The sequence below is a fragment of the Pseudomonas sp. MM213 genome, from assembly GCF_020423045.1.
Taxonomy (GTDB): domain Bacteria; phylum Pseudomonadota; class Gammaproteobacteria; order Pseudomonadales; family Pseudomonadaceae; genus Aquipseudomonas; species Aquipseudomonas migulae.
Genome location: NZ_CP081943.1, coordinates 1,934,031 through 1,958,645, shown reverse-complemented (window position 1 = coordinate 1,958,645; position 24,615 = coordinate 1,934,031). Strand labels below are relative to the sequence as shown.

The window sequence follows — 24,615 nt, the reverse complement described above, 5'->3', positions numbered from 1 at the left end:
AATTTGGTAGATAAGATCAGGACGCAAGCACGGTGCGACGTTGTTTCCGGCGATCAAGTGCGATGACCATTTGCGCCAGCCAAGTCAGGGCGTTACCCGTCTTGTAAGTGCCTGATGAAGGCGGCAGATGTAGGCCGTTGACCCCACACAGTCGATCCATCAACGTTCGCCCCATCAGCATTGAAAGCGCAATGCCTCGACCGTTACAGCCACTCCACCCCATGATTCGTTCGTCGTGCTGGTGAACCTTCGGCATCCCGTCTGTAGTGAGGCCCACCCACCCGGCCCACTGTTGCTCGGGTTCTTGCACAACAGTGCCGTAGAGGCGCTTGATGCGATCCTGGAGCAATGCACTGCAAGCGGCAGAACGCTGGAGCGGTAACGCGAAGCAGCCCGTCAGCAGCTTTGTAGGCCCCAAGCGGCGTGCAAACCACATGTCCTTGCGGTTGTCTGAAAATGGCAGCAGTCTTTCGGCACGGCACAGCTGCGGTACGGCGAAAGTCGCAAGCGTTAGGGCTAGCGGACTAACTGCTCGCCGAGTCGTACGGCTGGCCGCAGAACCATAGGCATTGCCGGCCATAAATACGCGCCCGGCCCTGATCTCACCCCGCTGAGTTTGGACGGTGACCCAGCCGCCCTGCGGTCGAACATCGAGCGCACTGCAACATTCGATGATATGCCCACCTTTGCGGTTGACCGTGTCTGCCAGTTGGTACACGAATGCCAGGGGATTGATTGCACCAGCATCGGTAAAATGGAGGCCTTCGGCATACTCAGTAGTCCCTAATGCCGTTTCCAGTGCTTCGGGCTCCATGGGGTCTACCTTGACCCCCAGGTGCGTCCAATCCTTGGCCAGTTTATGGGCCCCAACCCCCGCAGCTCCAACCATTGGTTGTACCCAGCCTTTGACCGTTAAATCCGATGGGGCATACTCAAACACAGCCTTCGCTGTTTCGCTCAGAGCGGCTAAAAATGGCGCTGTATCCTCGCCAAGCAAACGTTGGAGTGACTCCGGCGAGTGCCTCGATGGTATGGGAACCACGAAGCCCGAATTGCGACCGCTTGCCCCAGAGCCAACATCCCCGGCTTCCAACACGGTTACCGAGTAACCTGACTCAAGCGCCCGTAGCGCTGCCGCTAATCCGCCAATTCCCGCTCCCACAATCACTACATCACTTTCAAACGGAAGGTTACCGGCGCGAGCGGTGCGGCAGGGCAGTTGTTTTTGCCAACAAGAGGGCGCCGCCAGCATTTCGCTTATGGCCTGGTTAAGCATGGCGCTGCACCCTGGCTTCCGAGTTCCTGGTCAGTGATTCCACGATGCTTTGTGAACGTAACGCCAGCAAGCTGAACGAGCCTGCGTCCCCCATGCCATGTGAAGACTCGCACAACCCGTTGAGGTAGGTGGGCAAGCCGTTGAGCAAGTCGACGCGATAATCCCTGGCAATGGTCAACGTGTCGATTTCATTTTCACGGGCGATTGGGGCTAGCAAGCTCGGGAAGGGCTCCTGACGATCTCCGGTGCCGAGGTCGAGAAAACCCGTGGCCAGAATCACCAAATCGAACGACTGGCTATGTATGCTCCCTTGAAGATACTGCCGACTTTCGATTTGCACCCCGGTAGGGGAAGGTATGCAACCGACCATGTCCTCACACGTTCGTAGCTGCAACCGACTTTCACCTTTCAGCATTTGCTCATATTTACGTACATAGAGCTGGTTTAGGACATCGATGTCCGCAGCCGAATAATTGGTATGCACCAGTTCCTGACGTAACCGCGCCTTATGTTCTGCGCTGGCGTTGTGGAATGTGTCCACAAATGAGGGGAAGTAGACCTCGTCGGAAAACGGGCTTGTATCCTTCTGGCGATAGCCAAAATTACGGGTGAACCCAACGACCTCTCGTACGCCAGTCTGATCACTGGCGTGAAGCAAAATCTCTACCGCGCTCTGACTGCCGCCGATTACGGCTATGCGGCATCGTCCATCGGTGGCAGCCACAGCTTCAGCGAGGGCGGGCAAATAGTCGTTTAAATGGCGGACGCGTCGATCTTTGATGCCTGCGAAAGGGGCAGGAATGTGAGGCGTACGGCCAGGGGCGAGCACCAAAGAACGAGCAAGAAATACTCGGCCATCGACGCAGCACACTTTGTAGTGGGCGCCTTCGCCATTTGATGGGTTTACTGCTTCCACCGATGCAGCTTCACAACCGTAGGCGACGATGTCTTCAAAGAAATCTGCAGCCCAAGAAACGTACTGGGCATATTCCGCACGCAGGGGATGATGCAACGGAAGGTTCAAATGCTCGTACAGGCGGTCTTGTTCAAACAGGAAGTTCGTGAAGGTGTAACGGCTACGCGGATTGCGTGGGGTCACTAGGTCTCGCAGCGGATGATTCTGGATATCCGAGCCCGGCAGCAGCATGTTCGGCTGCCACAATGGGCCCAGGCGCTTTTCAAGAAATTGGACGCTCGTCCCTGGAGCCAATTCTTCCAGGGCGATTGCCAATGCGATGTTTGCTGGGCCAAATCCGATACCCAGAACATCAAAGATCTTTCCAGGAGTGCTCATGCCAGCACCTCCGCGTGACGAGTACCTTTCGTGACCCGAGTTGAACTGACCATTTGTGTGGCCAGAGCACGGTCAAGCCGCTCCAATACTAGGTCGACTTGAGCACTGGTGATTACCAAGGGCGGGAGAAAGCGCAGTACTGCACCATGACGTCCTCCCGTTTCAATAATCAGGCCCTCGTTCAGACACGCACGCTTGACACTTGCAGCTATGGCTCCCGCCGCCTGTGGGTGTCCAAGTGCATCGACGCGGCCATCCGGTTCAACCATCTCCATACCGAGCATCAAACCCCTTCCACGCACGTCACCGATGCATGGATAGCGATTCTGCAGCTGCAACAGGCCTTGGCGTAGTTGATCACCGACAACCTTGACGTGATCCAGCAGCCCTTCATTTCTGATGAACTCCAGGGTTGCGGCTCCGCTGACCAGAGCGATCTGATTGCCCCTGAACGTACCGGTGTGTGCTCCCGGCTTCCATTGGTCGTATTGATCCAAATACAACAACAAAGACAGTGGGTAGCCACCACCGATAGCCTTTGAAAGGAGGATGGCGTCCGGCACGATATCCGCCTGCTGGAACGCGAACAGGTCGCCGCTGCGACCAACACCGGCCTGGATTTCGTCAATGACCAGTGGAACGTCATGCCGTTGGGTGATTTCCCTCACCTGGCGCAGCCAATGCGCGCTTGCTGGAATGCAGCCCCCTTCGCCCTGGATTGCCTCAAGCAAAACCATTGCCGGTTTACCAATGCCACTTTCCGGATCGCTGAGGGCGTTTTCCAGGCAAACGAGGCTGAGCCGTTCTGTCTCTTCCGGACTGGTGCCGGCGCCAAATGGGCTGCGATATACGTAGGGGTAGGGCAGAAAGTGCACTTCGCCAGGCAGGCCAGTAATCTCTTGTTTGGGTGCTAGGTTGCCCATCATGCCGAGCGTGCCGTGAGTCATACCGTGATAAGCACCCTGAAAAACGATGATCGGGCGGCGTTTCGTCGCGGTTTTGAACAGTTTTAGGGCAGCCTCGGCGGCGTCGGCTCCCGTAGGCCCGCAGAACTGGATCTTCGCTCGTTTGGCGAAGGCAGGCGGAAGCATCTCGTAGAGCTCCTGGACGAAATGCAGCTTTGCCGGAGTCGCGATATCGAGGGCCTGTTGCAACTGCCCGGACTGCAGAAACTGGATGACGCGTTGCTGAACAAATGGGTGATTATGTCCAAGGGGAAGAGCACCTGCGCAAGCAAGGCAATCCAGGTAACGGCGCCCATCGATGTCTACAACCTCGGTGCCTGCACCTTGGCTCAGAACTGTCGGAATATTCCTAGCGTACGTCCGGGCATTGGATTCCAGGCGCGTGAGAAAATCGATAGATGATTCAGTCATGGTTGACATTCCTTGTCAGATAGAAACAGATTCAATGAGCTGCGTTTGTTTATTGGTGGTTGCGGCCTCACCCAAGGCACGAATCCAGCGGCGGTACTCAATACCCATTCGATCACTGACCACATGCATTTCCGCTTGTGGGTCTAGTGGCAGGCGCGGAGGGCGTTGGGATTCGACAATACGGCGATCCTGTTCGAAAACAATATTTTGCCGAGAAAGGATCTGTTCGAGCGTGAGATCCTGGCCAAAGTTAATAGCGACTATCAGCCAGATAATGCATTGCGATTCATCCACTGGAGTGGCATTGAAAAAGGTGCAGAAGCGTTCTGTTTCACCGGTTTTTTTGACGAAATACGCAGTCGTAGGATTCAGGACTGAATAGGTATAACGGGCATTAACCGGTATCCCACGATGGTCGCCGTACGGTTGAAAGACACAAATTTCAGAAGAGTGCAGGCCATGCTCGTCTTCCTTCACGTTGTACCGCTTCAGCGGTTCAGGCGCGTCCGGCAGACCATTGAGATTGGCATGCACAAAGGGGAAGTGCGATGCATCGATGAAGTTTTCGAGAGAGCGCAACGCGTTTGCGTTGTAATGGTATGGGCCTGCAAACACCTTGCGAAAGCTCTCGTCATGCCACTGTGGCAATTCCGGCAGCGGTCGCAGCGGTTCCTCCAGGCTCACCCAGACGTATCCGTAGCGCTCTTCAGCGTAGTGGCGAAAAATCAGGCGCTGTGAAGAGGGCCCTTTTCGTTCAGGATGTGCTGGAACTAACGTGCATTCGCCTTGGCTGCTGTAGCGCCACCCATGATAAGGGCATTCGATCTGTCCTTGTTTGACACAACCAAGTGACAATTTTGCACCTCTGTGGCCGCAGTAATCCTTCCAAGCATTGATTTTCCCTTGGTCGTCTCGCCACAAAACCAATTCTTCGCCAAGCAACCGAACGGCCTTGGGTTGGTCGTCGCCGACATCCGTACTCAGGCAGACCACATGCCATTGCCCTGCGAGAGCTCGGTAATCGAGTTCGTTGGGATTCCATTCACCTTGGTATAACATTCCATCTCCTTGTTTTTAGCGCATGTTGGCTACAAAGCTGTTTTTACAAGTCATCCAGTGCCAGATACTTTTCAGTTTGAATTATCAGCTCGCGCTCGGAAAAACTCGTTAATTCAGCCGACATTGCATGGCTATCTCCTGAGCGTTGGAGTTCAACCAGGGTTTTTTTCATAGCATGGATGGCAGCCCGTTGCAGATCCGATGGCACGATGACAAGTTGATAACCAAGTTCTGCAAGTGCTTGTAGAGAAACGAGTGGGGTTTTTCCGCCATAGAACATGTTCATGAGTTTTGGCCCCGGAATACGCTGGGCAATAATCTGAATTTGCTCCAGCGTCTCCGGCGCTTCCACAAAAATCATATCGGCACCAGCCTCAACGTAACGTTGTGCTCTAACAAGCGCTGCTTCGAAACCTTCAATTGCTATCGCGTCAGTGCGAGCAATAACTAAGCAATTAGTGTCTTGCAAGCTGGCACGCGTCACTTTGATCTTCTGGCACATTTCTTCGACATCAATAAGCGATTTGTTGTCCAAGTGCCCGCATCGCTTAGGGAATGTTTGATCTTCCAGATGGAAGCCGGCTACACCGATGCGTTCCAGTGCCCTCACGGTGCGTTGCACGTTGGCAGTTCCGCCAAATCCAGTGTCCGCGTCTGCGATAACGGGGATATCGCTGGCTTCTACAATTTTCTCAATCCGCTCGATAACTTCAGTAAAGCTCAGCAGACCGATATCTGGATACCCAGCAGATCTAGCGATAGCGCCACCACTTGCATACACAGCGTCAAAGCCAGCCAGACTGACTAGTCTTGACGACAGGCCGTCATAGGCACCAGGAGCCATAATGGTTTTTCCTGAATTCAATAGATCACGTAGAGCTTGAGAGCTTTTCAATTGCAAACCTCGCTTTGTATAGTTAATTCCGGGCGAACGCGCCAGATGTGTTTTTTCAATTACCGCCAAGATAGGCTCGATACACGAGAGTAACGCCACTAACCAATATGATGATGTTGATTAGCCTGGTGAACGTGTTGCGAGACATTTTAAATGAGATGTGCTCGCCAGCCCAAAGACCAAACATCATGGCTGGCAATAAGTAGATCGCAGTCACGACTAACGCAAGATCGGTGTAGGCTCCTGCTACAGTGAGCATGGAGATACGTACGAGCGTGCTAATGCCGATCAATGTACTTTGAGTGGAGCTTGCTTTCTCTTTGGTGTCTATCCTGCCGTTCAAATATATCGCGTACAGGAAGCCGCCACTGCCAAACAGGGCGCCAAACAGGCCGCCGCCAACACCCAGGGGCATTGCCCACGCCGCAGATATGTAACGAGTTCGTACAGGCTTTGTAAGCATATACAACGCGTACAAGGTTACGAAACACCCCATCGCGAGCATTAAAACGTCAGATTTCGTTTTTAGTAGCACCGCTATGCCAGCCATGCTTCCAATGGCCATGAATGGCAGCAGCCTAGCGAGCTCAATGCGCACCACATGCTGATGAGAACGCGCCAGTTTTCCAAATGCAGCCACGCAGTCTAGGAGCACCAGTAGAGGGATCGCTTGCGACAGAGGCATGTAATTCACTAACACAGGGCCCGCAACCAGTGCCGTTCCAAAACCTGCAATAGAAAAAATTACGTATGCCAGGCTGATGGTAACGAACATTACTACTAAGGTCGCATTGTCGAAAGGGGCATGCAGAAAAGCATCTGGCATTATCGGAATTTCCGTTTCGTGTTGTTCCATTACCCTACCCAATAGGGCGAAAACCTACTAATATGGAAATGACATCTTACTGATCACATTTTGGCATAGCTGTTATGATATCAATGAAGCAGTTGCGATATTTTGTAGAAATCGCGGAACATGGAAGCTTCAGTGTCGCAGCGCAGAGATTGTTTATTGCTCAATCAGCGCTAAGTCGACAAATGAAGGAGCTAGAAATTAACCTTGGTACGCTTTTGTTCGAGCGCACCGCAAGACAACCCCATTTAACACATGCTGGGTTAGCGTTCTTGCCAAGGGCCAAAGCAATTTTGATTGACGTCGACAGCGCAGCTCGACTGGCTACTTCGGTAGGCAACGGTCAAAGTGGTACTATCCGGCTTGGCCATGCCAGCACGGTGCCGCTCATAGGAAAGTTAAAAGATGCGCTTGGGCTTTATCTGAAGTGCATGACCGATGTTCATATTGAAGTGTCGGAGGAGTCTTCAGAAACACAACTAATGAATTTAGTTAACAATCGCATTGATGTGGGATTATTTCGACTGCCGGTTTTACATCAATTAAATGAGATTAAGCTTCTTACCCTGTTTAGTGAGAAAGTTGTAGTCGCAGTCGGCCCCACCCATCCTCTGTCATCAAGAAAGTCCATATCACTTGCCGAGTTGCGAGACGAGCCATTCGTCTCGATAGCACATCCAAAACGCGGTGGGCTTAGTTATCTTTCATTTGAACTTTGCGCTCGTGCAGGATTTGCTCCGAAGTCAGCGCAGGTTTATTCGTTAAAAAGTACGCAATCGTTGCTTATCCAAGCAGGATTCGGCATAGCTCTGCTTCCCGTTTCGATGGTTAAAGCTTCTTCCTTACATGCCATTGATATCACAGATGAGGGTTGTGAAAGCGGGGTCGTTCTTGCCCATCACGAGCGCGATTCCACTCTGGTCGGGGCTTTCGTTGAGCACTTTCGAGAAGCATTTTCCGTCTCCGGCGCCACCACAGCAGGTCTCAGTCCATAGGCTATACAAGACCGACAAACGACAGGATAACTAGGGCGATCACCACTGCCCCAACGATGTAGATGATATTGTTCATGAAAACCACCTCTCTATCTGAACGGGATTTCGACACCAAGGTGTCTAATACAAACGACACTTCCGCTCGTAATTCCGTTCCGCAAACGTCCAGATGCTGCGCCATCACACCAATGTTCCTTTGCGATTTTACGAACCGTCTCTCGTCGCCAGATGTTGATTAATGGACGTTTGCTCCAGTGCGAATTCCGTCACGAATACGACCTAATCAGAAAAGTAATCGCGCTTACATCATGCAACTCGGAGTTTTTGGTGTAACGTTGAGGATACTAATCAGATAGAGATTTCCCATGTCCAAGCTCGCAGAATTCCGTCAACTCGAAAAACACCTAGCCGAACAGCTCCAAGCGCTCGAAGCCCTGAAAGGTGATGCTGGCCTTAAGCAGGAAATTGAATTCGAAACCAAGCTCCGTGGCCTGCTTGCCAAGTACGGCTACAGCTTGCAGAACGTGATCAATTTGCTTGATCCACATGCCGGTCGCCGTGCCCCTGCAGTCGAATCTAAAGCTGGCACTCGTAAGCCTCGCCAAGTGAAAATCTACAAAAATCCTCACACTGGCGAAGTCGTCGAAACCAAAGGCGGCAATCACAAAACTCTGAAAGAGTGGAAAGCTCAGCACGGCTCCGACACCGTCGAGTCCTGGCTGACCAAATGAGTTTGGTTTGAGTACAAAAAGGGCCTTCGAGGGCCTTTTTTTATAACGGATTGAGGGGCATCGAATCAGGGATTAGCGTAGTGATCACTCTCCGTTCGCTCTTAACCCACCATTTTCGCTTTATTCCATACCTCCACATCGACTGGAGCCTGCCAAACGCTGCAGGTTTTTTCAGTGTTATCGATCTCACTTTAGCGGTCTAATTAAGCTGGACACTATTTTTAGCGATGAGAAATCCTAATGAATTCAGAACTCAGTGAGGAGGAAATGCGCTAAGCGCTATTCGGCTCCTCAAGCCAACCCATGCCAGAGTCACAACCGGAACGGCTTGAGCCGGATGCTCTCGCAAAACCGCTGCCTAGGCCAAAGCCCCGAACGGTTGCTAAACCGCTATCGCCGAAGCTCAGGGTGGTGCTGCACGTTACAAAGGAATTTGAAGGCGACGTAGAAGTGTTCGTTTATGACGCGAACACATTGAGCACCCTCGTCGCGGAGCAGGAGGCGAAGAATGAAGCTAAAAAGAAGAAGTTCAGGTATTTCGACGTTGTGTTTGTCAAACCTATCCCTTAGTCAATTCTTCATGAGCACTGGGTGCTGCTTGATCAGCAGCGGCCCAGCAGATTCTTGAGCGCTTATACAAAGTGAGCTTTGGCAGCCTGAAGTAATGAGAGTTCAGGTGCAGTAGAGTGGTTTAGTTCGGACGGGCATCCATCCAGGATGTGGAAGTGCTCACTATCCCTTGAAACCCGGCAAGCCCTGAGCGGCACGCCACTCCTTCACAATCTGCGTTATGCCCTCAGGGGAGTTATCTGCTCCGGGCTCTGGATAGTAGATCAAGTCTGATCCTGCTGGGTGCTCGCTGATTTTCTCAAAGTGCAACAAAAGCAAGTCTGCACGATCATCGTTTTCAGCCTCTTTGTCCTCCTTGGCGAGTTCTTCCAGCAGTCCGATGAACTCGGCCTCGGTGTACTCTGATAAGCTGTTTTTCAGTAATGTGTCTGTCATGTCTGGCCTATTCGTTCCGGTGAAGATCGATGTGGTTTCTCGGTGTGTTTATTCGCAGGTTATCCACGTCGTACACGCCGCCACCCGCCGATATTTTTTCGAGGTGGTGCAGTTCATACGATAGCCTGCCTCCGACTCTGTCGGCTTTTCGTACACGTGGGGCCCGACCTGTACGCATACGCCCAATATTCTGTTCGATGAACTGGTCTGCCGCCGCTGATCCCGAGACAGCTTTCCATAGTGCGGCTCTGAATGTGTCGAAGCTTTTGAAATCACGTCCCCTCAGTGCGTCCGCCACGTCTTTTGGGATTGGAACTCCTACCCCAGAACTCGCCCCAATAAGCCAGATACCAGCTACATCTTCGCCTTGACCTGTGACAGTGCCGGGGGTCTTGCGAACACTCATCACGATGTACAACGGCTGCACACCAGAGCCAGCCGGGAACACAAGGATGAAGTCCTTGTACTCAGGCGGATAGATCGGATTGACGATGATGTTATCAGCCTGTTCGGTAGGCGGATAAATCCAAATCTGTGGGGTTTGTGGTGCGCCCTCTAACGGCGGAATTCCTGAGGTACTGGATGGGTCAACGGATGGTGTCCATATGAGGGTTACGCCATCGCCAAAGTCGGCCACTTGCTGAGAGCCTTGAACCTTGAACTGGACAACAGGAATCATCTCCCAGTCGCGGCGCTTCTGAGTGTTGTAACCGTAGCCCTTTAGGGTGCCGTCAGCTTGCTCCTCGACGTGCAGTCGAACGCGGGTACGGCCCTCCTTGAGGGATTGGAGCTGGTCTTCTGTGTACAGGCTGCTATCGCCCAGACTTGACGGCCAGAGCAGGGCAACCACTCCCGCCAAGGCTCCAGCAGCAACCCCGGCAGTGACTACGCCGGCACCAGCAGCCCCCGTTGTAGTTGTCCCAGTGCCAACCCCGACGCCCGCAACAGCCGCTCCAGTGGTGCAGAGACCGCCGCAGGATGCACCAGCAGAAGCAATAGCAGTTCCACCTAGAATGAGGGTTCCAAGTGCAGTGGGTAATGCGCTACCGCTTATTTGTTTGAGTTGGATGTTTCCGGCTGCATCCGTTTCACGGCCACCCAGCAGAGAGAAGTTTCCATATTCGCTGACAGCATCGGTGGGGATTGATCCACCGGGACTGACATAGTTAATGGTGCCATCAGGCAGCTTGCAGGGTTTGGTAAAGGTGCATCCAGCCACATTGGACTTCGCATCTGCCTTCGGTGGAAGGTCTTTGTATTCCGCCCAGCGTTGAGCGTGAATATCGACGGGTTTGACTTCGTCGTAACGGTAGCCCTTAGGCGGGTTGGGTACATAACCGCTCATGCAGCATCCTTGTTCGTCCTTGAAAAATCCCGGTTTGAAGTCGGGGCAGAATGACGTTACCGAGAAAGGCAGGCGCCTGGCTTTAGGATGTTTCCTAAATGAGGTGCTCTGTTTTCCTGTTCCATGTCACTTGGAGGGCGAATGGTAACCGCTCTAGCATGAGGGTTTGAATGCTGGCACTTTGGTTTGAAGAATAGCGACGCCATGCGCGGTTATCCCTAAAGACGCTGCCGGTAACCCAGCCGAGATAACTGGCATAAATGTGATATCACGTTCTTTTCGTTACTTTCTATTCCGCCGATGCTAGCGTCAGCAAGCGTCTTGTTCAAATACGTTGGGAAACGTGGTTGAACCCGATTTTTTCTCCACTACTGCAAGCAATCCGAGCAAGCCGCGATTGTAGAGTCGCACCGGTGCTTGAGGCTCTGAACAGTAATTCAGAGGAGCTACATGATCTGTGGACTTGATGTCCTTAGACTGTGATAGGGGGTCGAGATTTTGGACATATAACGTACTCGGTAATCGATCTTAAAATCGATTCACGCTGCTTCACGTAGGAGCTTTACGTACTTGTATACGGTGGCCCTTCCCATAGATAGAACATTGGCGATGTAGTCTGAGGCACTTCGGCCTTCAAAGGCGCCTTCGGCGTAAAAGGCTTCAACCAGCAATCGCTTATCGTTTCGCGTCAGTCCAGGGAGTGACAGATTATGTTCCTTGAGCCAGGCGTGCAGGAAGGTATTGATGCGTTCTTGCCAGTCATCCCGAAACAACGCGTCAGGCTGTGGAAGCAACCGGCTGGGCTCGAAGAAATTGTTCAGCGCTTCACGTGCCATCTCCAACACGGTGAAATTCATGTTAATGCACAAAAGTGCCTCGGGCTCGTCGTCGTCGTTTCTCAGTACGCTGGTAATGGAGCGGATTTTCTGTCCGTTCCAGTTTAGTTTCTCGTAGGGGCCAAGGTTACTGACGATCTCGAAATCTCCCGGTAACTGATCGAGGGCTGAATCATCTCCCAGTTTCCGTTTGGAAATATTGTTGGCAATGTGGACGATGGTTTGCGTTTTTATGTCGTGAATGATGACTTCCGCGTGAGGGAAATACAGCAACGCGATACCGTCGGCGATGGCCTTGTAATTATTAAGTTTTTTCATGCTGGGGCAGGTCGCAAGAGAATCCGTTAGGGGAGTAAATGTATCAGCTACGATGTTTCACTACGAGCCGTGATTTTGTAGAGATAGTGACGACCACCTAGGCGCTCCAGCGTCATGCGAATGTTGTTATCGAGTAATGAGAATGCCGACGGCATCGCCATCGCCGTCGGCATCATTCATCAGACCACGCCACGTTACTGGCGAAGGCATGAAGGAGAAGATCAAAGCTCTGCGAGAAATTCCGAAACCTTTTCCAGTCCTTCTTTCAGGACTGAAAGGTTGTTGGCATAACCAATGCGCACATAACCTTCGATGTCCAAGGCACTACCTGGCGTGAACATGACGCCTTTGCTTTCCAGCAGCTTGACGCACAAGTCGCGGGAGGACAGGTCGACATCGATCTTTAGAAGGGCTGTGGTGCCGGATTTCGGTTTGACGAACGAGACCTTGGGTTCTTTCGCGATCCACTGATCTAAATATTCGAGGTTGGTGCGAGTAATGGATTTGTTACGGGCCAGGATCTTGTCCTTGTTCTCTAGCGCGATACAGGCGAAATGATCATCCAGCATGCCGACGCTGATGGTGTTGTAGTCGCGGTGAATGGCGACCCGATGAATCAGTTCAGTTGGCGCGACGATCCAGCCTAGGCGCAGACCAGCCAGCGAGAACGCCTTGGACATACTGGCGGTGCTGATACCTTTTTCGTACAGATCTGCCACAGAGACGGTGAAGCCGTCGCCATCCTGGTCGATGCCCCGGTAGACCTCGTCACTGAGAAGGTAGGCACCGGCCGAACGAGCAATCGCCACGATCTGCTCAAGCATGGCTTGATTCATCAGAGACCCGGTCGGATTGTTCGGGTTGTTGATGGCAATCACTTTGGTATTCGACCTGACCAGCGCACTGAGCTCTTCTAGGTCAGGCAGGAAGGCGTTCTCTTCACGTAGTTTGAGAATCGAAACGTCGGCGCCGTAACTCTCGGGAATCGAGTAGTGCTGCTGGTAAGTTGGAGCCACGGAAATAACGTGGTCACCAGGCTCAACAAGGGTTTCATACACCAAGGCGTTAGCACCTATCGCACCATGGGTGATGATCACGTTGTCCTTGCTCTGCTTCGAGTACAAAGCCGCCACGTTATTGCGCAGGCGATCAGAACCTTCGATGGCACCATACGTCATCTTCAACGGCAGCAGCTCATCGAGGATGCTGTCTTTTTTACCGGCCATTTCCAGTAGTTGTTCGATGGTCAGAGACTCGACACAGGTTTCGGCCAGGTTGTATTCGCAGTCGTTTTCATAGGCGTTCATCCAGATTTCAACGCCGAATTCTTTGATCTTCATGTAGATACCTTTCGTTTTGATTGTTTGTCAGCAAACGGTGTTCAGCGCTGAGTGAGCGCCTTATAGATTTCGAGGGTAATAGCAACATCCTCCAGGCCCAGACCGATGGAACGGAAAAACACATGACGGTCGTATTTGGGCAGTGGTGCTGTTGAATTGGATAGCTCTGCCAGGTCACCTACCAAGCTTTCGGTCGACCATAATTTACGTTCGGCCGCGATTACCATTTCTCCGGCCGCCAATGGGGTCGTGTGTCTGTAATCGCAGTACACGTCCATTTTTGATAATTCCTCCGGAGAGATTTCATGCGCGCGATAAGCATTGGTGCTGATCGAAGTGATGAGAGTTGGCTGTCCGAGAATTTCCGTATGCAGGACAGGTTTTGGTGAGGAAGTACAAAGCATCACGACGTCCGCATTGGAGACAGCTTTCGATTGCAGTTCGCATAGCGCGATGCGTGAGTCGATTGCCAAAATGGCCTCGCGCTTTTCTTCACTTAGCGATGAGATTTCCAGGGAGTGGATAGAAATTTTTTCCCAGTTCCGCAATCCCTTCACGACCTCGATATGTGCCAGGGCAATCGGGCCGGTGCCGATTACGGTAAGACGCTTGCTGTCTTCGGGGGCTAGGCGATCAACTGCCAGCGCAGTGGTCGCAGCAGTACGCAGGGTGGTCAGCAGACCTGCGTCGGCAAGTAACAGTGGAGTACCGGTTTCCATGGACATCAGGATTGACCATGCGGTTACCAGCGGTTTGCCATCGGTCTTGATGTAAGGGGACGTTTTAATCCCATAAACCTTTTCTGCGCTCATAACCCCCAGGTAGTTGATGAAGTCTCCCTGCCCGTTGGGGAATTCCACCAGTTGTTGTGGAGGCTGTACGGCGTTGCCGGCACCCAGCGATTCGAACAGCCTGCGCATCGCAGACAAGACGTCGATCTGTGCTAGCAACGCCTTGATATCTGACTCTTGAACGACAAAGGGGGCTTGATTATGTGTGGGCATGTATGACGCTCTCAGGCAGCTGTTAAAGGAGAAATCACGCAGGCAAAAATGATCTAGGATTCAACAGGCACCGGAATTGGCCCCCTGACACGCCCCTTGTTCAAGGCGAAGATAGAACCCTTTTTTTGCCTAAAACCGATGCAAATCCACCCGCCAGACACAGGGGCTCACCGGCGATAACTTCCCGGAGCCTGGAGAGTGGATGGCGAAATAACTGAGGAACTCTTGAGTAGCAAACTAGCCCGTGAGAACTGATATCACCCGGTTATTTGCCATACACATCGAAGTCGAAATATTTCGCGTTGATGGCTTGGTAGATACCCTTGGCCCTCAATGCCTTGATGGCGTCATTGAAACTTTGTACATGGGGTGTATCGCCTTTGCGCAAGGCTATGCCGATGCCGTCACCGAAGTATTTTGGATCAGTCAATTGCGGGCCAGCGAAGGCGAATCCTTGACCGGTAGGCAATTTTAGAAATGACTCGCTGAGAATGATCTGATCAGCGACTGTTCCATCCAGTCGGCCGGAATTCATATCCAGGTAGATCTCATTTTGCGAGGTATAGCGCACGATCTCCGCGCCCTTGGGCGCCATTATTTCGGTTGCAAAGCGGTCGTGGATACTGGAGCGCTGCACACCGATTCGCTTGCCTTTCAGGCCAGAGAGGTCTTCACCAATTTGTGTTCCACTTTTCATCGCCAGTCGAGCGGGGCTTTGATAATACTTGTCGGTAAAGTCGACAGATTTCTTGCGCTCTTCTGTGATCGACATCGACGACAGAATCGCGTCGACCTTTTTGACCTTCAGTGCGGGAATCAAGCCGTCGTATTCCTGCTCGACCCATTGGCACTTGATCTGCATTTCTGCACAAAGCGCATTGCCAATATCGTAATCGAAACCGGTGATTTCGCCGTTGGGTGACTTGGAAGCGAAGGGAGGGTAGGCCGCTTCTATGCCGATTTTTAGCGGTTGATCGGCCGCGTGGGCTACGGACATAGAGAGCGCGAGCATAAGACCGCTGAATACTGCGTGGATTTTCATTTTTAGGTGCCTCAGATTGATTGTCGGTATTGTTGGTGAAGCCGCAAAAAGCAGCTCGCCAAGGCAGTTTAAAAACTGAGTCTTCGTAGCTTATTGATAGGTTTGGTACCTACTCTGGTTGTTAGAAAGCGTGCATTAACTGGCCAGTAATACGTCCGGGCAGCGGTTCAGTGCCTGCCGCCATGCCAATACGCTGACCAGCTCGAACGAGCCTGATGTGATTTCGAGCAACGAGAACACCATCGACCGGGCTCGGTACCGGAATACGCGGCGTTCCGAGCTGCATATCAAGCGGCAAGATTTCGGCAATGAGGTCTCCGCGCTGTACAGCCGAGCCGAGCGCTTTTTTCCAGGCAATGATGCCAGTGCCGGTTGCCTCTAGATGGGCAACCCCCTCAAGCGGATATATGGTCACCTGTTCTGGATTGATGGGGAGCTCGACGTCATCGTCCAAGCGAATCAAGCCTTCGGCACAGAGAAAACGCAGTAGCCCCATCGCATCTTGTTCGGCTATATCGTCTTCCACATCGGCTTGGCCGCGAAGCTCGACGGTGGCGGAGAAACCAAGGTGTTCTGCGTCCACGAACTCTTTCACATACAACGCTTTCCAGGCCTTGGCATAAGCCTCATCAAGTGGGAATCCACCGGCTTCCTCTTCGAGAAACACCGCCGTGACACCCATGCTTGTGGCGAGACGTGTTGCCCGTTCCTGCTGATTGCGGTTGGCGTAAATGTGCAAAATACTTGAGGTGTCACAGTGCAGGTCGATGAACAGATCGTGCTGCAGCGCCTCGTGCAATAACAGGTACTTGTTCGCGGCGACAGTTTCCGTAGGAATCGAATCGCCAAGCGCAGACAGCATCAATGACTTCATTGCGGAAGTGTCGTTATGGGCTGGTCGTGTCGTTGTCAGCCCGGTCTCCAGCTTGCCGACGATATTTGGGAAGTTGCGGTTGAAATTCTCACCATTGGCGAGATTGAAGCGCCCAGTTAGCTGGCCAAAAACCTGCTGACCCATGCCAACAGGATTAGCGAATGGCCTGATCACAATTCGACCGAAGATCCGCTCCTGCTGCTCCAACTTTTGCAGATGAACGAGAAGATGCTGAATCACAAGAAGCCCTGGGTGTTCGTCGGCGTGCAATCCGGCCTGTATGTAGGCACTTCGTTGACCCGAGGTACCACTGAAGGTGTGTTTGCAGAGCTTGTGCACCACGCCAGGGGTTTGCGAGGGAAGGGTGATTTCTACGGTCTGAGCCATGCCAGCTACACCTGTTCGTGTGATATTTGTCCATAGTGGACTTATTGTCTCTAATTTTCAAGGGGTCGTTGGTCGTTTGGTCGATGGAAAAAACAAGGTATTGAGAGCTACACGTGTGATGACGCCGGAGCAGACTGGTGATCGAACAGATCTAGGGACGGGGGGCGTAATGAGGAGAGAGCGTATTAAGAGTCAGTTAAAACAGTTCTAGCAATCGATATCGATAAAGTCGTTATATATTTTTAGTGGCGGATGAGTTTCTAGCTAGTAAGTTAGCAATGACCACCAAAGAGTCTTTCTCTTGCTGATCAAGGTTGCGATAGACCGTCAGCAGGTTTGCCTCTGATTCGGAAAGTTGCTGTTCTTCTGCAGTTATGGCGTTTCCGGAGATAATATAATAAATGTCTAGGCCTTTGGTCTGAGCTTTACTCAAATAAATTAAGCCCGCATTTTTATCACGCGTCTCATAACTAACTTGAGTTCGGCGAGAGACACCCATGAGCTGGGAGAAGTCTTCCTGGCTGTATCCGAGTCGCTTCCGCTCCTCCTGCAGACGCATCCCCATAGTTACATTTATATTCATGTGTGACCTTCTCCTTATTACGAATATCTGTTTTGGGGGGCGTTAGAAAATTAGAAAATTTAAGTTTCCATGTCCGAACTCGCTGAATTCTGACAATTCGAAAAACACCTAGACGAACAGCTCCAAGCTTGTCTTCACTGAGGAGGAGTAGGAGGAGGTGAACCCTTCATTTCGGCAATAAACAGCTCAATAAGGTAACGAGATATCGAGCGGTGAGAAGATAGAGTGGGTAGTTCATGCAAATTGAACCAGCGCGCATCTTCGATCTCTCCGGGCTGCGGCACAATTTCGCCTCCGTCGTAGTCGGCATGGTAGCCGAACATCATTGAGTGCGGATAAGGCCATGATTGACTGGCTTTATAACGAAGGTTGCATATCTCGATCCCCACTTCCTCGCGGACTTCTCTGGTTACGCATCCTTCCATGGACTCCCCTGGCTCCGCGAACCCGGCAAGGGTACTGTAAAGCCCAGGTGCGAAAGAGGGGGAGCGAGCCAACAGCACCTCCTCGCCACGCGTGATCAGGACGATCATGCAAGGAGAGATCCTGGGATAAAAACGCAGGCGGCAGTCTTCGCAACATGACGCTCGCTCTGCCTTCAACATGACAGTAGGTGCACCACAGGCACCGCAGAACCGATGTTGCTGTGACCAAGTTCCCACTTGAGCTGCGTAGGCCAGCATCTTGTAGGTTTCAAGGTCACGTTCAAGCATCAGATGTCTAAGTGACATCCAGGCACAGCTCGGTAGCTCTTGGGTGGATGCGGTTTGAATCATATGTATGGGAGAACCGTTCAGGTAACCCACGCCATGTATGCTGCCGACATGCAGATCAAGGGTCGATACCCACGCCTTTTCAAACAGTACGGTATCTGAGGTCGCCAAAAAACCTCTCGGCCCCAGCACTAACAGCCGATCGGCAAGTTGGGTAGTATCGACCATTGCCGGCGTCCAGATCGTCGACATCACTAGGCGCTCCATGTGTACTGTAAAGCTGCGCCGCTAATATAAAAGTTAGGCGCAGCCTGCTGAGTTAGCGGTGAATTTTGTGGCCAGCTTCAGTTAGTACCGACAGTCCTTTCTCGAAGTCGGTCTCTTTGAGCAGCATGTAATCGCCATCGAAGGTTGACACCACGAACACGCCGAAACTGCTTTCGGTAAGAGGGCGGATGACAGAGAGGATGATGCCTGTCTCATCGAAGGCGAATGGGCCCACGAACTGAACGCAACGCCAGTCGCGGTCAACTTTAACGCCTTCAGGTACACGTGATTGCAAGCAGACGATCGACAGTTCCTCAGGCGAACGTGAGATGCTGACGAATCCTGCGCCATCTGCCCAAGACGGAAGCTTTTCGTCCCCCTGCAGTCGGGAAATGCTGTAGGCGTCGGGCAATACTTTCAGATTGATGCTTTTTGCGAGTTGCATGATGGCTCCTTGAGATTGATGAGGCGACCGTTTACTGCTGGTGATTGTCCGCATGGTCAGTGTGCGGAAGGTAAGTCTCCACTAGCCGCACCCAGTAGGTGGCGCCTAGGGCCAGAATGTCGTTATTGAAGTCAAAGCTGGCACTGTGAAGCACGCATGGCCCATCGCCGTGACCGAGACCGTGCTGGTCGCTGGCGCCGTTGCCAATGAAAACGTAACAGCCAGGCGTATGCTCGAGCATGTGCGCAAAGTCCTCGGAGGCCATTGTCGGCGCTGCGTCGGTGACCACTTGGTCGGGCCCGACGAGTTTACGTAGGACGTCAACACACAGCTCCGTCTCCTGCACATGATTGATCAGCGGTGGATAGTCTGACTTGCACTGCACTTGAACATTGCAATGGAATGCTTGCGAAACATTCAATGCCAAGTGACGTATCCGCGCTTCAATGGTTGTCATGGCGTTTCTTGAAAACGCCCTGAAGATTCCCCCGAGCTGAGCCTGGTCTGGAATGACCGTCAAGGTGTCATCTGTGCCTGTTTGTAGATGGGTAATCGATAGCACGACCGGATCTAAAGGCGATAAGCACCTCGTCATGATGATCGGGATCGCTTGGGCAAGATGTGCAAGGGCCGGTACCGGATCGGTGCTTTGCTGAGGCAGAGCTGCGTGTCCGCCTTTACCTGAGATGGTTATGCGAAACTCGGTGTCCGAGGCCATCATGGCCCCGGGGCGCAACGAGAATTGGCCGACCGGTAATCCCGGCCAGTTGTGCATACCGAAGATTGCGTCCATGGGAAAGCGCTCGAATAACCCGTCCCTGATCATTTGTAGTGCGCCTGCATCACGCTCTTCGGCGGGTTGGAATATGAAATAGACCGTTCCGTCAAAGCTGCGGGTGCGTGACAACTCTTGCGCCGCAGCTAGCAGCATGGCGCAGTGGCCGTCATGGCCGCACGCGTGCATTTTGCCGGCATGCACCGATGCATGTGCAAATTGGTTCTTTTCCTGAATCGGCAATGCGTCCATGTCGGCGCGTAGTCCGATGGATCGCGTGCCTACTTGGCTTCGCAATACCCCGACGACACCTGTACCGGCCAGCCCCCGGTGCACCTCTAGTCCCCAGCTCTGCAATGACTCAGCAATAAGGTTCGCGGTTGAATGTTCTTCAAAAGCCAATTCGGGATGTTTGTGGAGCTCGTGCCGTATGGCGTAAATGGTTTCAGGGACATTGATCAAGCTGCCGGAGCCCTGCTCACTGCTCATCACTTCAGCCCCATGGCAAGAAACTGGCGAAGGCGCTCACTTTGAGGATTGTCGAATAACTCCTCTGGTGTACCTTGTTCTTCGATTTTGCCGCCGTGCAAGAAGATGACCTTACTTGAGGCTGTTCGTGCAAAACCCATCTCGTGTGTGACCACGATCATCGTGCGTCCCTCTTGGGCAAGCTGCTGCATGATCTTGAGCACTTCCCCAACCAGTTCCGGATCAAGCGCCGAGGTAGGCTCGTCAAACAGCATTACCTCGGGTTCGACTGCTAACGCTCGGGCGATGGCGACGCGCTGCTGCTGGCCGCCGGACAGATGGGCCGGATAAGTATTGTGGAAACGCTCGTCCAAACCGACTTTCTTGAGGTAAGCGACCGCACGGGCACGCGCCTCTTCCTTGGTGACTTGCAATGTTTGCATCGGCACCATGCTGACGTTTTCCAGCACGGTCATATGCGCCCACAGGTTGAAATGCTGAAACACCATGGCCAGCCGCGTGCGCAGGCCACGAAGCTTCTGTTTGTCAGGTTTAGGCGATTTTTTGGGATCAATATCGATGCACAGGCCATCCAGGCTGACCTTGCCGCAATCCGGTTGCTCAAGAAAGTTAACGCATCTGAGAAATGTGCTTTTGCCAGAACCGCTGGAGCCGATGATGCTGATCACCTCCCCACGCTGGGCACTCAACGACACGCCATGTAGAACTTTGTGGCTACCGTAGCTTTTATGGATGTTGTCAACGGTCAGGGCATTCATACGAAACTACCTTCTTTTAGAGTAGGAGCGGAAGGTTTGGCGGCTTTGGTGGCCTTTCTGGGTTTGAGATGCTTGAGCCAGCGTTTTTCCGCAGCATGGAAGCTGGCGATAATGCAAAGAGAGATCATTAGGTAAAGGAGTGAGGCCAGCCCATAGGTGGTAAACGTCAGGTAGGTTTCTGCGTTCACATCCCTTGCCACTTTGAGAATGTCGGGCACGGTAGCGGTGAAGGCCAAGGTCGTGCCGTGCAGCATGAAAATGACCTCGTTGCTATATGCCGGCAGGGCGCGGCGCAAAGCGCTTGGCAAGATCACCTTGAAGTTGATGGTGGTGTCGCTCAACCCGAAGGCTTTCGCGGCCTCAATCTCTCCTCGCTGACTGGCCCGGATCGAACCCACGAGGATTTCGGTCATGTAGGCGCACTCGTTGAGGATGAATGCCAGCAAAGTGCAGCAATATGCGTCGCGGAAAAAGTCGCTTACTAGCGGCGTATCCCGGATGAATGACAAGCTGTATAGCCCGCTGTAGATAATCAACAGTTGTACGTACAGAGGCGTGGTGCGGAACGTGTATGTGTACAGCCATATGGCTGCGCTCAGCTTTCGGGACGAGGAGACCCGGCCCAATGCGAGCGGAATCGAAAGAACGAAGCCACCTATTGTTGAGACGATTAATAGCATGAGGGTAACGGCGACACCGCTCCATTGCTGTCCATCCGACCACAGAAAGCTTTGCCAATAAGTAGTGAAGAGCTCGATCATAATTCCACCTCCCGGGCCCACGCCGCTGAGCGACCTTTCACCCAGTGCAGCAACAGGCTGGAGATCCCGGAAAGGCAGAAGTACACGGCTCCCGCTATCAGCATGAACAGCAAAGTATTGTGAGTGCTGCGGCCTGCTTCCTGGGCGGCTAATACCAAATCGCTCAGGCCGATGATTGAAACCAGTGCGGTGGCCTTCACCAGAACCTGCCAGTTGTTGCTAATGCCGGGCAGGGCATACCTGACTAGCTGCGGCATCAGCACCTTTCTGAGCGTTTGTAGCCCTGACAGACCATAGGCATTTGCAGCCTCAGTCTGACCACGATCAATGGCTAGGAATGCCCCTCGGAACGTTTCGGAGAAGTAGGCTCCGTAGATAAAACCGAGGGTCATGACGCCGGCGGCGAAGGGGTTTATTTCCACTCGGCCAGCGCCGAGTTTGTCTGTGATGTGATTCACTCCAATTTGGATCGTGTAAAAGATCAGCAGCATGAGCGCTAGATCAGGCACACCTCGGATTAAGGTTGTGTAGCACTGCGCTGGAATGACTAGCCAGGCTCGGCCCGACAACTTAGCCAAGGAACTGAGCAGCCCCAAAAACAGCGCCAGTACCAGCGCTACCAGCGCCAACTGAACGGTGCTTAAAGCGCCTTTAGCAATCAGCGGTAAGTATTCAAGCCATTGCATGGCACATTACTCGCAAACGGTGGACAGAGAGGGAGGTTGCGAAGCCGGCCCGGCGCATCGGCGTGGCCGGCGTTCTGCGTTTACCCGCCGTAGATGTCGAAGTCGAAGTATTTGCTCGCGATCTTTTTGTAAGTGCCGTCGGCAAGCATGGATGCAATGGCTTTGTTGATCCGCTGTTTGAGATCGGTGTCATCTTTGCGCACGCCGATCGCTGTGCCGCTGCCCAAGACTTTCTCATCCTCGATCACAGGCCCGGCGAATGCGTAGCCTTTTCCCTGATCGGTTTTGAGGAAGGCATAAGTGGCCTGCACCTCATCCTGGAGCGCGGCGTCGATGCGACCGTTCACCAGATCTGAGTAAACCTGGTCTTGGTTGGCGTAGGCCTGTAGTCGGATGCCGGGCCGTTTCCAGTAGGTGCGGGCGTAGGACTCCTGGATGGTGCCTTGTTGGTACCCGACGGTTTTGCCTTTAAGGCCCTCCTCGGTAGGCAATATGCCGGCGGCCTCCTTTGCAACCAAACGGGTAGAGGGATTAGAAAGCTTGTCGGTGAAGTCAATTTGCTTGAGGCGCTGCTCTGTGATGGACAGGCTGGAAAGGACGCCATCAAACTTGCGAGCCAGCAAACCTGGAATCAAACCATCGAAACTGCTGTTCACGTACTCGCACTTCATTTCGACGCGTCTGCAGATTTCATTACCCAAATCGATGTCGAAGCCGACAAATTTTCCTTGAGGATCGCGGTATTCCAGCGGCGGATAAGTAGGATCCACGCCCAGGCGCAGCGTCTCTTCGGCTTCGGCCTTGAGCATGATCGAGCCGGCGAACAGAGTGGCGGCTACGCAAGCTACAACGAGATTCTTGTTCATGATTTTTCTCTGTGCAGTAGTTGGCAGGTGACAGGCTGTGTATCTGAGCTTGGCCACCGGCAGGAGCCGGTGGCGGCGTTGGTCAGAACAGTTCGTCTAGACTTGGTGTTGCTGCGGATAAGGCCCCGCTCCTGATCAGTTCAGCGACGGTCGCCATGTCCGGCGCGATCGGTCGATCTTCATTCATAGCGGGCACTTGGTCGCGAATGCAGTAAATGCTCGTCGAAAGCGCCTTGCTGTAGGGATTGCCTCCGCGTAGATCCAGGCCTTGAACTGCGCAAAGCGCTTCGACGGAGAGGATCCCGCGCAGCGTGGAGGTCATCTCCAGCAGTCGGCGCGCACCATGCGTGGCCATAGACACGTGATCTTCTTGGTTCCCGGCAGTAGGAATGGTGTCGATAGAGGCTGGGGTGGCACGCTGCTTGTTCTCTGAAGCCATGGCTGCGGCGGAGATGTGTGCCGTCATGTATCCAGAGTGCAGGCCTGCATCTACAGTTAGCATCGGCGGCAAACCCGAAAAGGATGGGTCAAGCAATAGGTTGCATCGGCGCTCGGAAAGGTTGCCGATTTCCGCGATAGCGATGGCGAGCATGTCCGCAGCGAAGGCGACAGGTTCAGCGTGGAAATTGCCGCCCGATATCACGTCGCCGGTATCAACGAAAATCAACGGGTTGTCAGATGCCGCATTGCTTTCAATCTCTAGCATGTTGCTGGCGAAACGGATCATGTCCAGGCAAGCGCCGAGCACTTGCGGCTGGCATCGGATACTGTAGGGGTCTTGCACCTTGCCCGACGCTTCGGAAATGGCGCGCATCGGGCTGCCATCGAGCAGACGTTTGAAGGCTGCGCCGACCGTAATTTGCCCAGCGTGGCCCCGAACTTCGTGAATGCGGGGGTCGAAGGGGCTCGCAATACCCGCGAGCGCTTCAGTGGTAATGCAGCCGATAGTCAGTGCGGCTTTGAAGGCATTCTCCAATGCAAACAGTCCGGTAAGGGCCAGCGCGGTGGAGACTTGGGTGCCATTCATCAGCGCCAAGCCTTCCTTAGGCGCCAGTACGATGGGCTCCAGACCGGCGCGACCCAGCGCCTCGGCGCCGTCGAGCAGTTCGCCGTCATACCAGGCTTGACCCATGCCGATCATTACGGCGGTCATGTGTGCCAATGGGGCGAGGTCACCGCTTGCACCGACCGAACCTTGAGCGGGGATGTAGGGAATCACGCCACGTTCGCGCATGTCCTCCAACAACTGGACAGTTCGGTATTGAGCACCGGAAACACCACGCCCAAGGCTTGCGACTTTGAGTGCCATCACCAGCCGCACGACATCACTGCCCAAGGCCGGCCCATACCCCGTCATGTGCGACATCACTAGGTTCTTCTGCAACTGACGCAGATCCGCATCGCTGATGCGAACGTTGGCGAGCTTGCCAAAGCCGGTATTGAGGCCGTAAACAGCGCGACCACTCTCGACCAGGGTATCCACCGCTGTGGCGGTGGCCTCGATGCCTGCGCGTGCACTTTCACACAGGCATGCCGGCGCGCCGTTGTAGATCGCGCGCCAAGTGGCGAGCCGGGTTTTGCCGGGAACGATTTTTTGTTCTTTAGTCATTTTTTTGTGCTCACAGGTCGTCAATATGTTGAT

26 protein-coding genes are annotated in these 24,615 nt (G+C 53.2%); 3 read left to right on the top strand and 23 right to left on the bottom strand.

Translation table 11 applies throughout. The features are described 5' to 3' along the window. Positions 1-16: 16 nt before the first annotated feature. From K5R88_RS08830 to K5R88_RS08805, 6 genes are read right to left on the bottom strand one after another with little or no spacing between them, the layout of a single operon-like run. Positions 17-1,276 (bottom strand): NAD(P)/FAD-dependent oxidoreductase, encoded by a 1,260-nt coding sequence (locus tag K5R88_RS08830; RefSeq protein ID WP_226299778.1) that lies wholly within the window; start codon positions 1,274-1,276, stop codon positions 17-19. After that, positions 1,269-2,570, bottom strand: coding sequence for a SidA/IucD/PvdA family monooxygenase (locus K5R88_RS08825; protein ID WP_226299777.1), 1,302 nt, complete (start codon positions 2,568-2,570; stop codon positions 1,269-1,271). The genes K5R88_RS08830 and K5R88_RS08825 overlap by 8 nt, the downstream gene beginning before the upstream one ends. Next, positions 2,567-3,946 (bottom strand): diaminobutyrate--2-oxoglutarate transaminase family protein, encoded by a 1,380-nt coding sequence (locus tag K5R88_RS08820; RefSeq protein ID WP_226299776.1) that lies wholly within the window; start codon positions 3,944-3,946, stop codon positions 2,567-2,569. The genes K5R88_RS08825 and K5R88_RS08820 overlap by 4 nt, the downstream gene beginning before the upstream one ends. 15 nt (positions 3,947-3,961) lie before the next feature. Then, the gene (locus tag K5R88_RS08815; protein WP_226299775.1) at positions 3,962-5,005 is read right to left on the bottom strand and encodes an aromatic ring-hydroxylating dioxygenase subunit alpha; all 1,044 of its coding nucleotides are present in this window, start codon (positions 5,003-5,005) and stop codon (positions 3,962-3,964) included. A 43-nt stretch (positions 5,006-5,048) separates the two neighbouring features. Then, on the bottom strand, positions 5,049-5,969 hold the full coding sequence (locus K5R88_RS08810; protein ID WP_226299774.1) for an isocitrate lyase/PEP mutase family protein: 921 nt from the start codon (positions 5,967-5,969) through the stop codon (positions 5,049-5,051). Next, the gene (locus K5R88_RS08805; protein ID WP_329959898.1) at positions 5,956-6,756 is read right to left on the bottom strand and encodes a sulfite exporter TauE/SafE family protein; all 801 of its coding nucleotides are present in this window, start codon (positions 6,754-6,756) and stop codon (positions 5,956-5,958) included. Before K5R88_RS08805 ends, K5R88_RS08810 begins: the two co-directional genes overlap by 14 nt. Before the next feature lie 74 nt (positions 6,757-6,830). Here K5R88_RS08805 and K5R88_RS08800 point away from each other — a divergent pair, with 74 nt between their 5' ends. Continuing rightward, positions 6,831-7,748 (top strand): LysR family transcriptional regulator, encoded by a 918-nt coding sequence (locus tag K5R88_RS08800; RefSeq protein ID WP_226299773.1) that lies wholly within the window; start codon positions 6,831-6,833, stop codon positions 7,746-7,748. 1 nt (position 7,749) lies between these two features. Here the strand turns inward: K5R88_RS08800 and K5R88_RS08795 are convergent, their stop codons facing one another. After that, positions 7,750-7,929 (bottom strand): hypothetical protein, encoded by a 180-nt coding sequence (locus K5R88_RS08795; RefSeq protein WP_226299772.1) that lies wholly within the window; start codon positions 7,927-7,929, stop codon positions 7,750-7,752. A 184-nt stretch (positions 7,930-8,113) separates the two neighbouring features. Here K5R88_RS08795 and K5R88_RS08790 point away from each other — a divergent pair, with 184 nt between their 5' ends. Beyond that, a complete protein-coding gene (locus K5R88_RS08790) occupies positions 8,114-8,479 on the top strand; it encodes a histone-like nucleoid-structuring protein, MvaT/MvaU family (protein WP_226299771.1) in 366 nt (121 codons plus the stop codon). A gap of 303 nt (positions 8,480-8,782) precedes the next feature. Beyond that, complete coding sequence (locus K5R88_RS08785) at positions 8,783-9,049, top strand: hypothetical protein (protein WP_226299770.1); 267 nt, start codon at positions 8,783-8,785, stop codon at positions 9,047-9,049. A gap of 162 nt (positions 9,050-9,211) precedes the next feature. Here the strand turns inward: K5R88_RS08785 and K5R88_RS08780 are convergent, their stop codons facing one another. The 16 genes from K5R88_RS08780 to hutH all read right to left on the bottom strand — a co-directional run bounded on the left by K5R88_RS08780 (position 9,212) and on the right by hutH (position 24,582). Then, a complete protein-coding gene (locus K5R88_RS08780; RefSeq protein ID WP_226299769.1) occupies positions 9,212-9,484 on the bottom strand; it encodes a bacteriocin immunity protein in 273 nt (90 codons plus the stop codon). 7 nt (positions 9,485-9,491) lie between these two features. Then, entirely contained in the window at positions 9,492-10,829 is a 1,338-nt protein-coding gene (locus tag K5R88_RS08775; RefSeq protein ID WP_226299768.1) for an S-type pyocin domain-containing protein, read from the bottom strand. 539 nt (positions 10,830-11,368) lie between these two features. Further along, positions 11,369-11,983 carry a helix-turn-helix transcriptional regulator gene (locus K5R88_RS08770; RefSeq protein WP_226299767.1) on the bottom strand — a complete coding sequence of 205 codons (615 nt, stop codon included), beginning with the start codon at positions 11,981-11,983 and terminating at the stop codon, positions 11,369-11,371. 221 nt (positions 11,984-12,204) lie between these two features. Then, complete coding sequence (locus K5R88_RS08765) at positions 12,205-13,323, bottom strand: aminotransferase (RefSeq protein WP_226299766.1); 1,119 nt, start codon at positions 13,321-13,323, stop codon at positions 12,205-12,207. Between the two features lie 41 nt (positions 13,324-13,364). Continuing rightward, on the bottom strand, positions 13,365-14,327 hold the full coding sequence (locus K5R88_RS08760) for an ornithine cyclodeaminase family protein (protein WP_226299765.1): 963 nt from the start codon (positions 14,325-14,327) through the stop codon (positions 13,365-13,367). A gap of 265 nt (positions 14,328-14,592) precedes the next feature. Further along, complete coding sequence (locus K5R88_RS08755) at positions 14,593-15,339, bottom strand: ABC transporter substrate-binding protein (protein ID WP_226300251.1); 747 nt, start codon at positions 15,337-15,339, stop codon at positions 14,593-14,595. Between the two features lie 151 nt (positions 15,340-15,490). Beyond that, complete coding sequence (locus tag K5R88_RS08750; protein WP_226299764.1) at positions 15,491-16,630, bottom strand: succinylglutamate desuccinylase/aspartoacylase family protein; 1,140 nt, start codon at positions 16,628-16,630, stop codon at positions 15,491-15,493. Between the two features lie 232 nt (positions 16,631-16,862). Further along, on the bottom strand, positions 16,863-17,213 hold the full coding sequence (locus tag K5R88_RS08745) for a helix-turn-helix domain-containing protein (RefSeq protein WP_226299763.1): 351 nt from the start codon (positions 17,211-17,213) through the stop codon (positions 16,863-16,865). A 134-nt stretch (positions 17,214-17,347) separates the two neighbouring features. Beyond that, the gene (gene nudC, locus K5R88_RS08740) at positions 17,348-18,178 is read right to left on the bottom strand and encodes an NAD(+) diphosphatase (protein ID WP_226299762.1); all 831 of its coding nucleotides are present in this window, start codon (positions 18,176-18,178) and stop codon (positions 17,348-17,350) included. Between the two features lie 67 nt (positions 18,179-18,245). Next, positions 18,246-18,638: an ACT domain-containing protein gene (locus tag K5R88_RS08735; RefSeq protein WP_150750564.1), complete on the bottom strand. Its 393-nt coding sequence runs from the start codon at positions 18,636-18,638 to the stop codon at positions 18,246-18,248. A 31-nt stretch (positions 18,639-18,669) separates the two neighbouring features. Beyond that, positions 18,670-19,902: a M20 aminoacylase family protein gene (locus tag K5R88_RS08730; protein WP_226299761.1), complete on the bottom strand. Its 1,233-nt coding sequence runs from the start codon at positions 19,900-19,902 to the stop codon at positions 18,670-18,672. Then, on the bottom strand, positions 19,902-20,660 hold the full coding sequence (locus K5R88_RS08725) for an ATP-binding cassette domain-containing protein (RefSeq protein ID WP_226299760.1): 759 nt from the start codon (positions 20,658-20,660) through the stop codon (positions 19,902-19,904). The genes K5R88_RS08730 and K5R88_RS08725 overlap by 1 nt, the downstream gene beginning before the upstream one ends. After that, positions 20,657-21,421 (bottom strand): histidine ABC transporter permease HisM, encoded by a 765-nt coding sequence (gene hisM / locus K5R88_RS08720; RefSeq protein WP_226299759.1) that lies wholly within the window; start codon positions 21,419-21,421, stop codon positions 20,657-20,659. The genes K5R88_RS08725 and hisM overlap by 4 nt, the downstream gene beginning before the upstream one ends. Then, positions 21,418-22,107: an ABC transporter permease gene (locus tag K5R88_RS08715; RefSeq protein ID WP_226299758.1), complete on the bottom strand. Its 690-nt coding sequence runs from the start codon at positions 22,105-22,107 to the stop codon at positions 21,418-21,420. Before K5R88_RS08715 ends, hisM begins: the two co-directional genes overlap by 4 nt. Before the next feature lie 80 nt (positions 22,108-22,187). After that, on the bottom strand, positions 22,188-22,973 hold the full coding sequence (locus tag K5R88_RS08710) for an ABC transporter substrate-binding protein (RefSeq protein WP_226299757.1): 786 nt from the start codon (positions 22,971-22,973) through the stop codon (positions 22,188-22,190). A gap of 82 nt (positions 22,974-23,055) precedes the next feature. Then, positions 23,056-24,582 carry a histidine ammonia-lyase gene (hutH, locus tag K5R88_RS08705; protein WP_226299756.1) on the bottom strand — a complete coding sequence of 509 codons (1,527 nt, stop codon included), beginning with the start codon at positions 24,580-24,582 and terminating at the stop codon, positions 23,056-23,058. Positions 24,583-24,615: the final 33 nt, after the last annotated feature.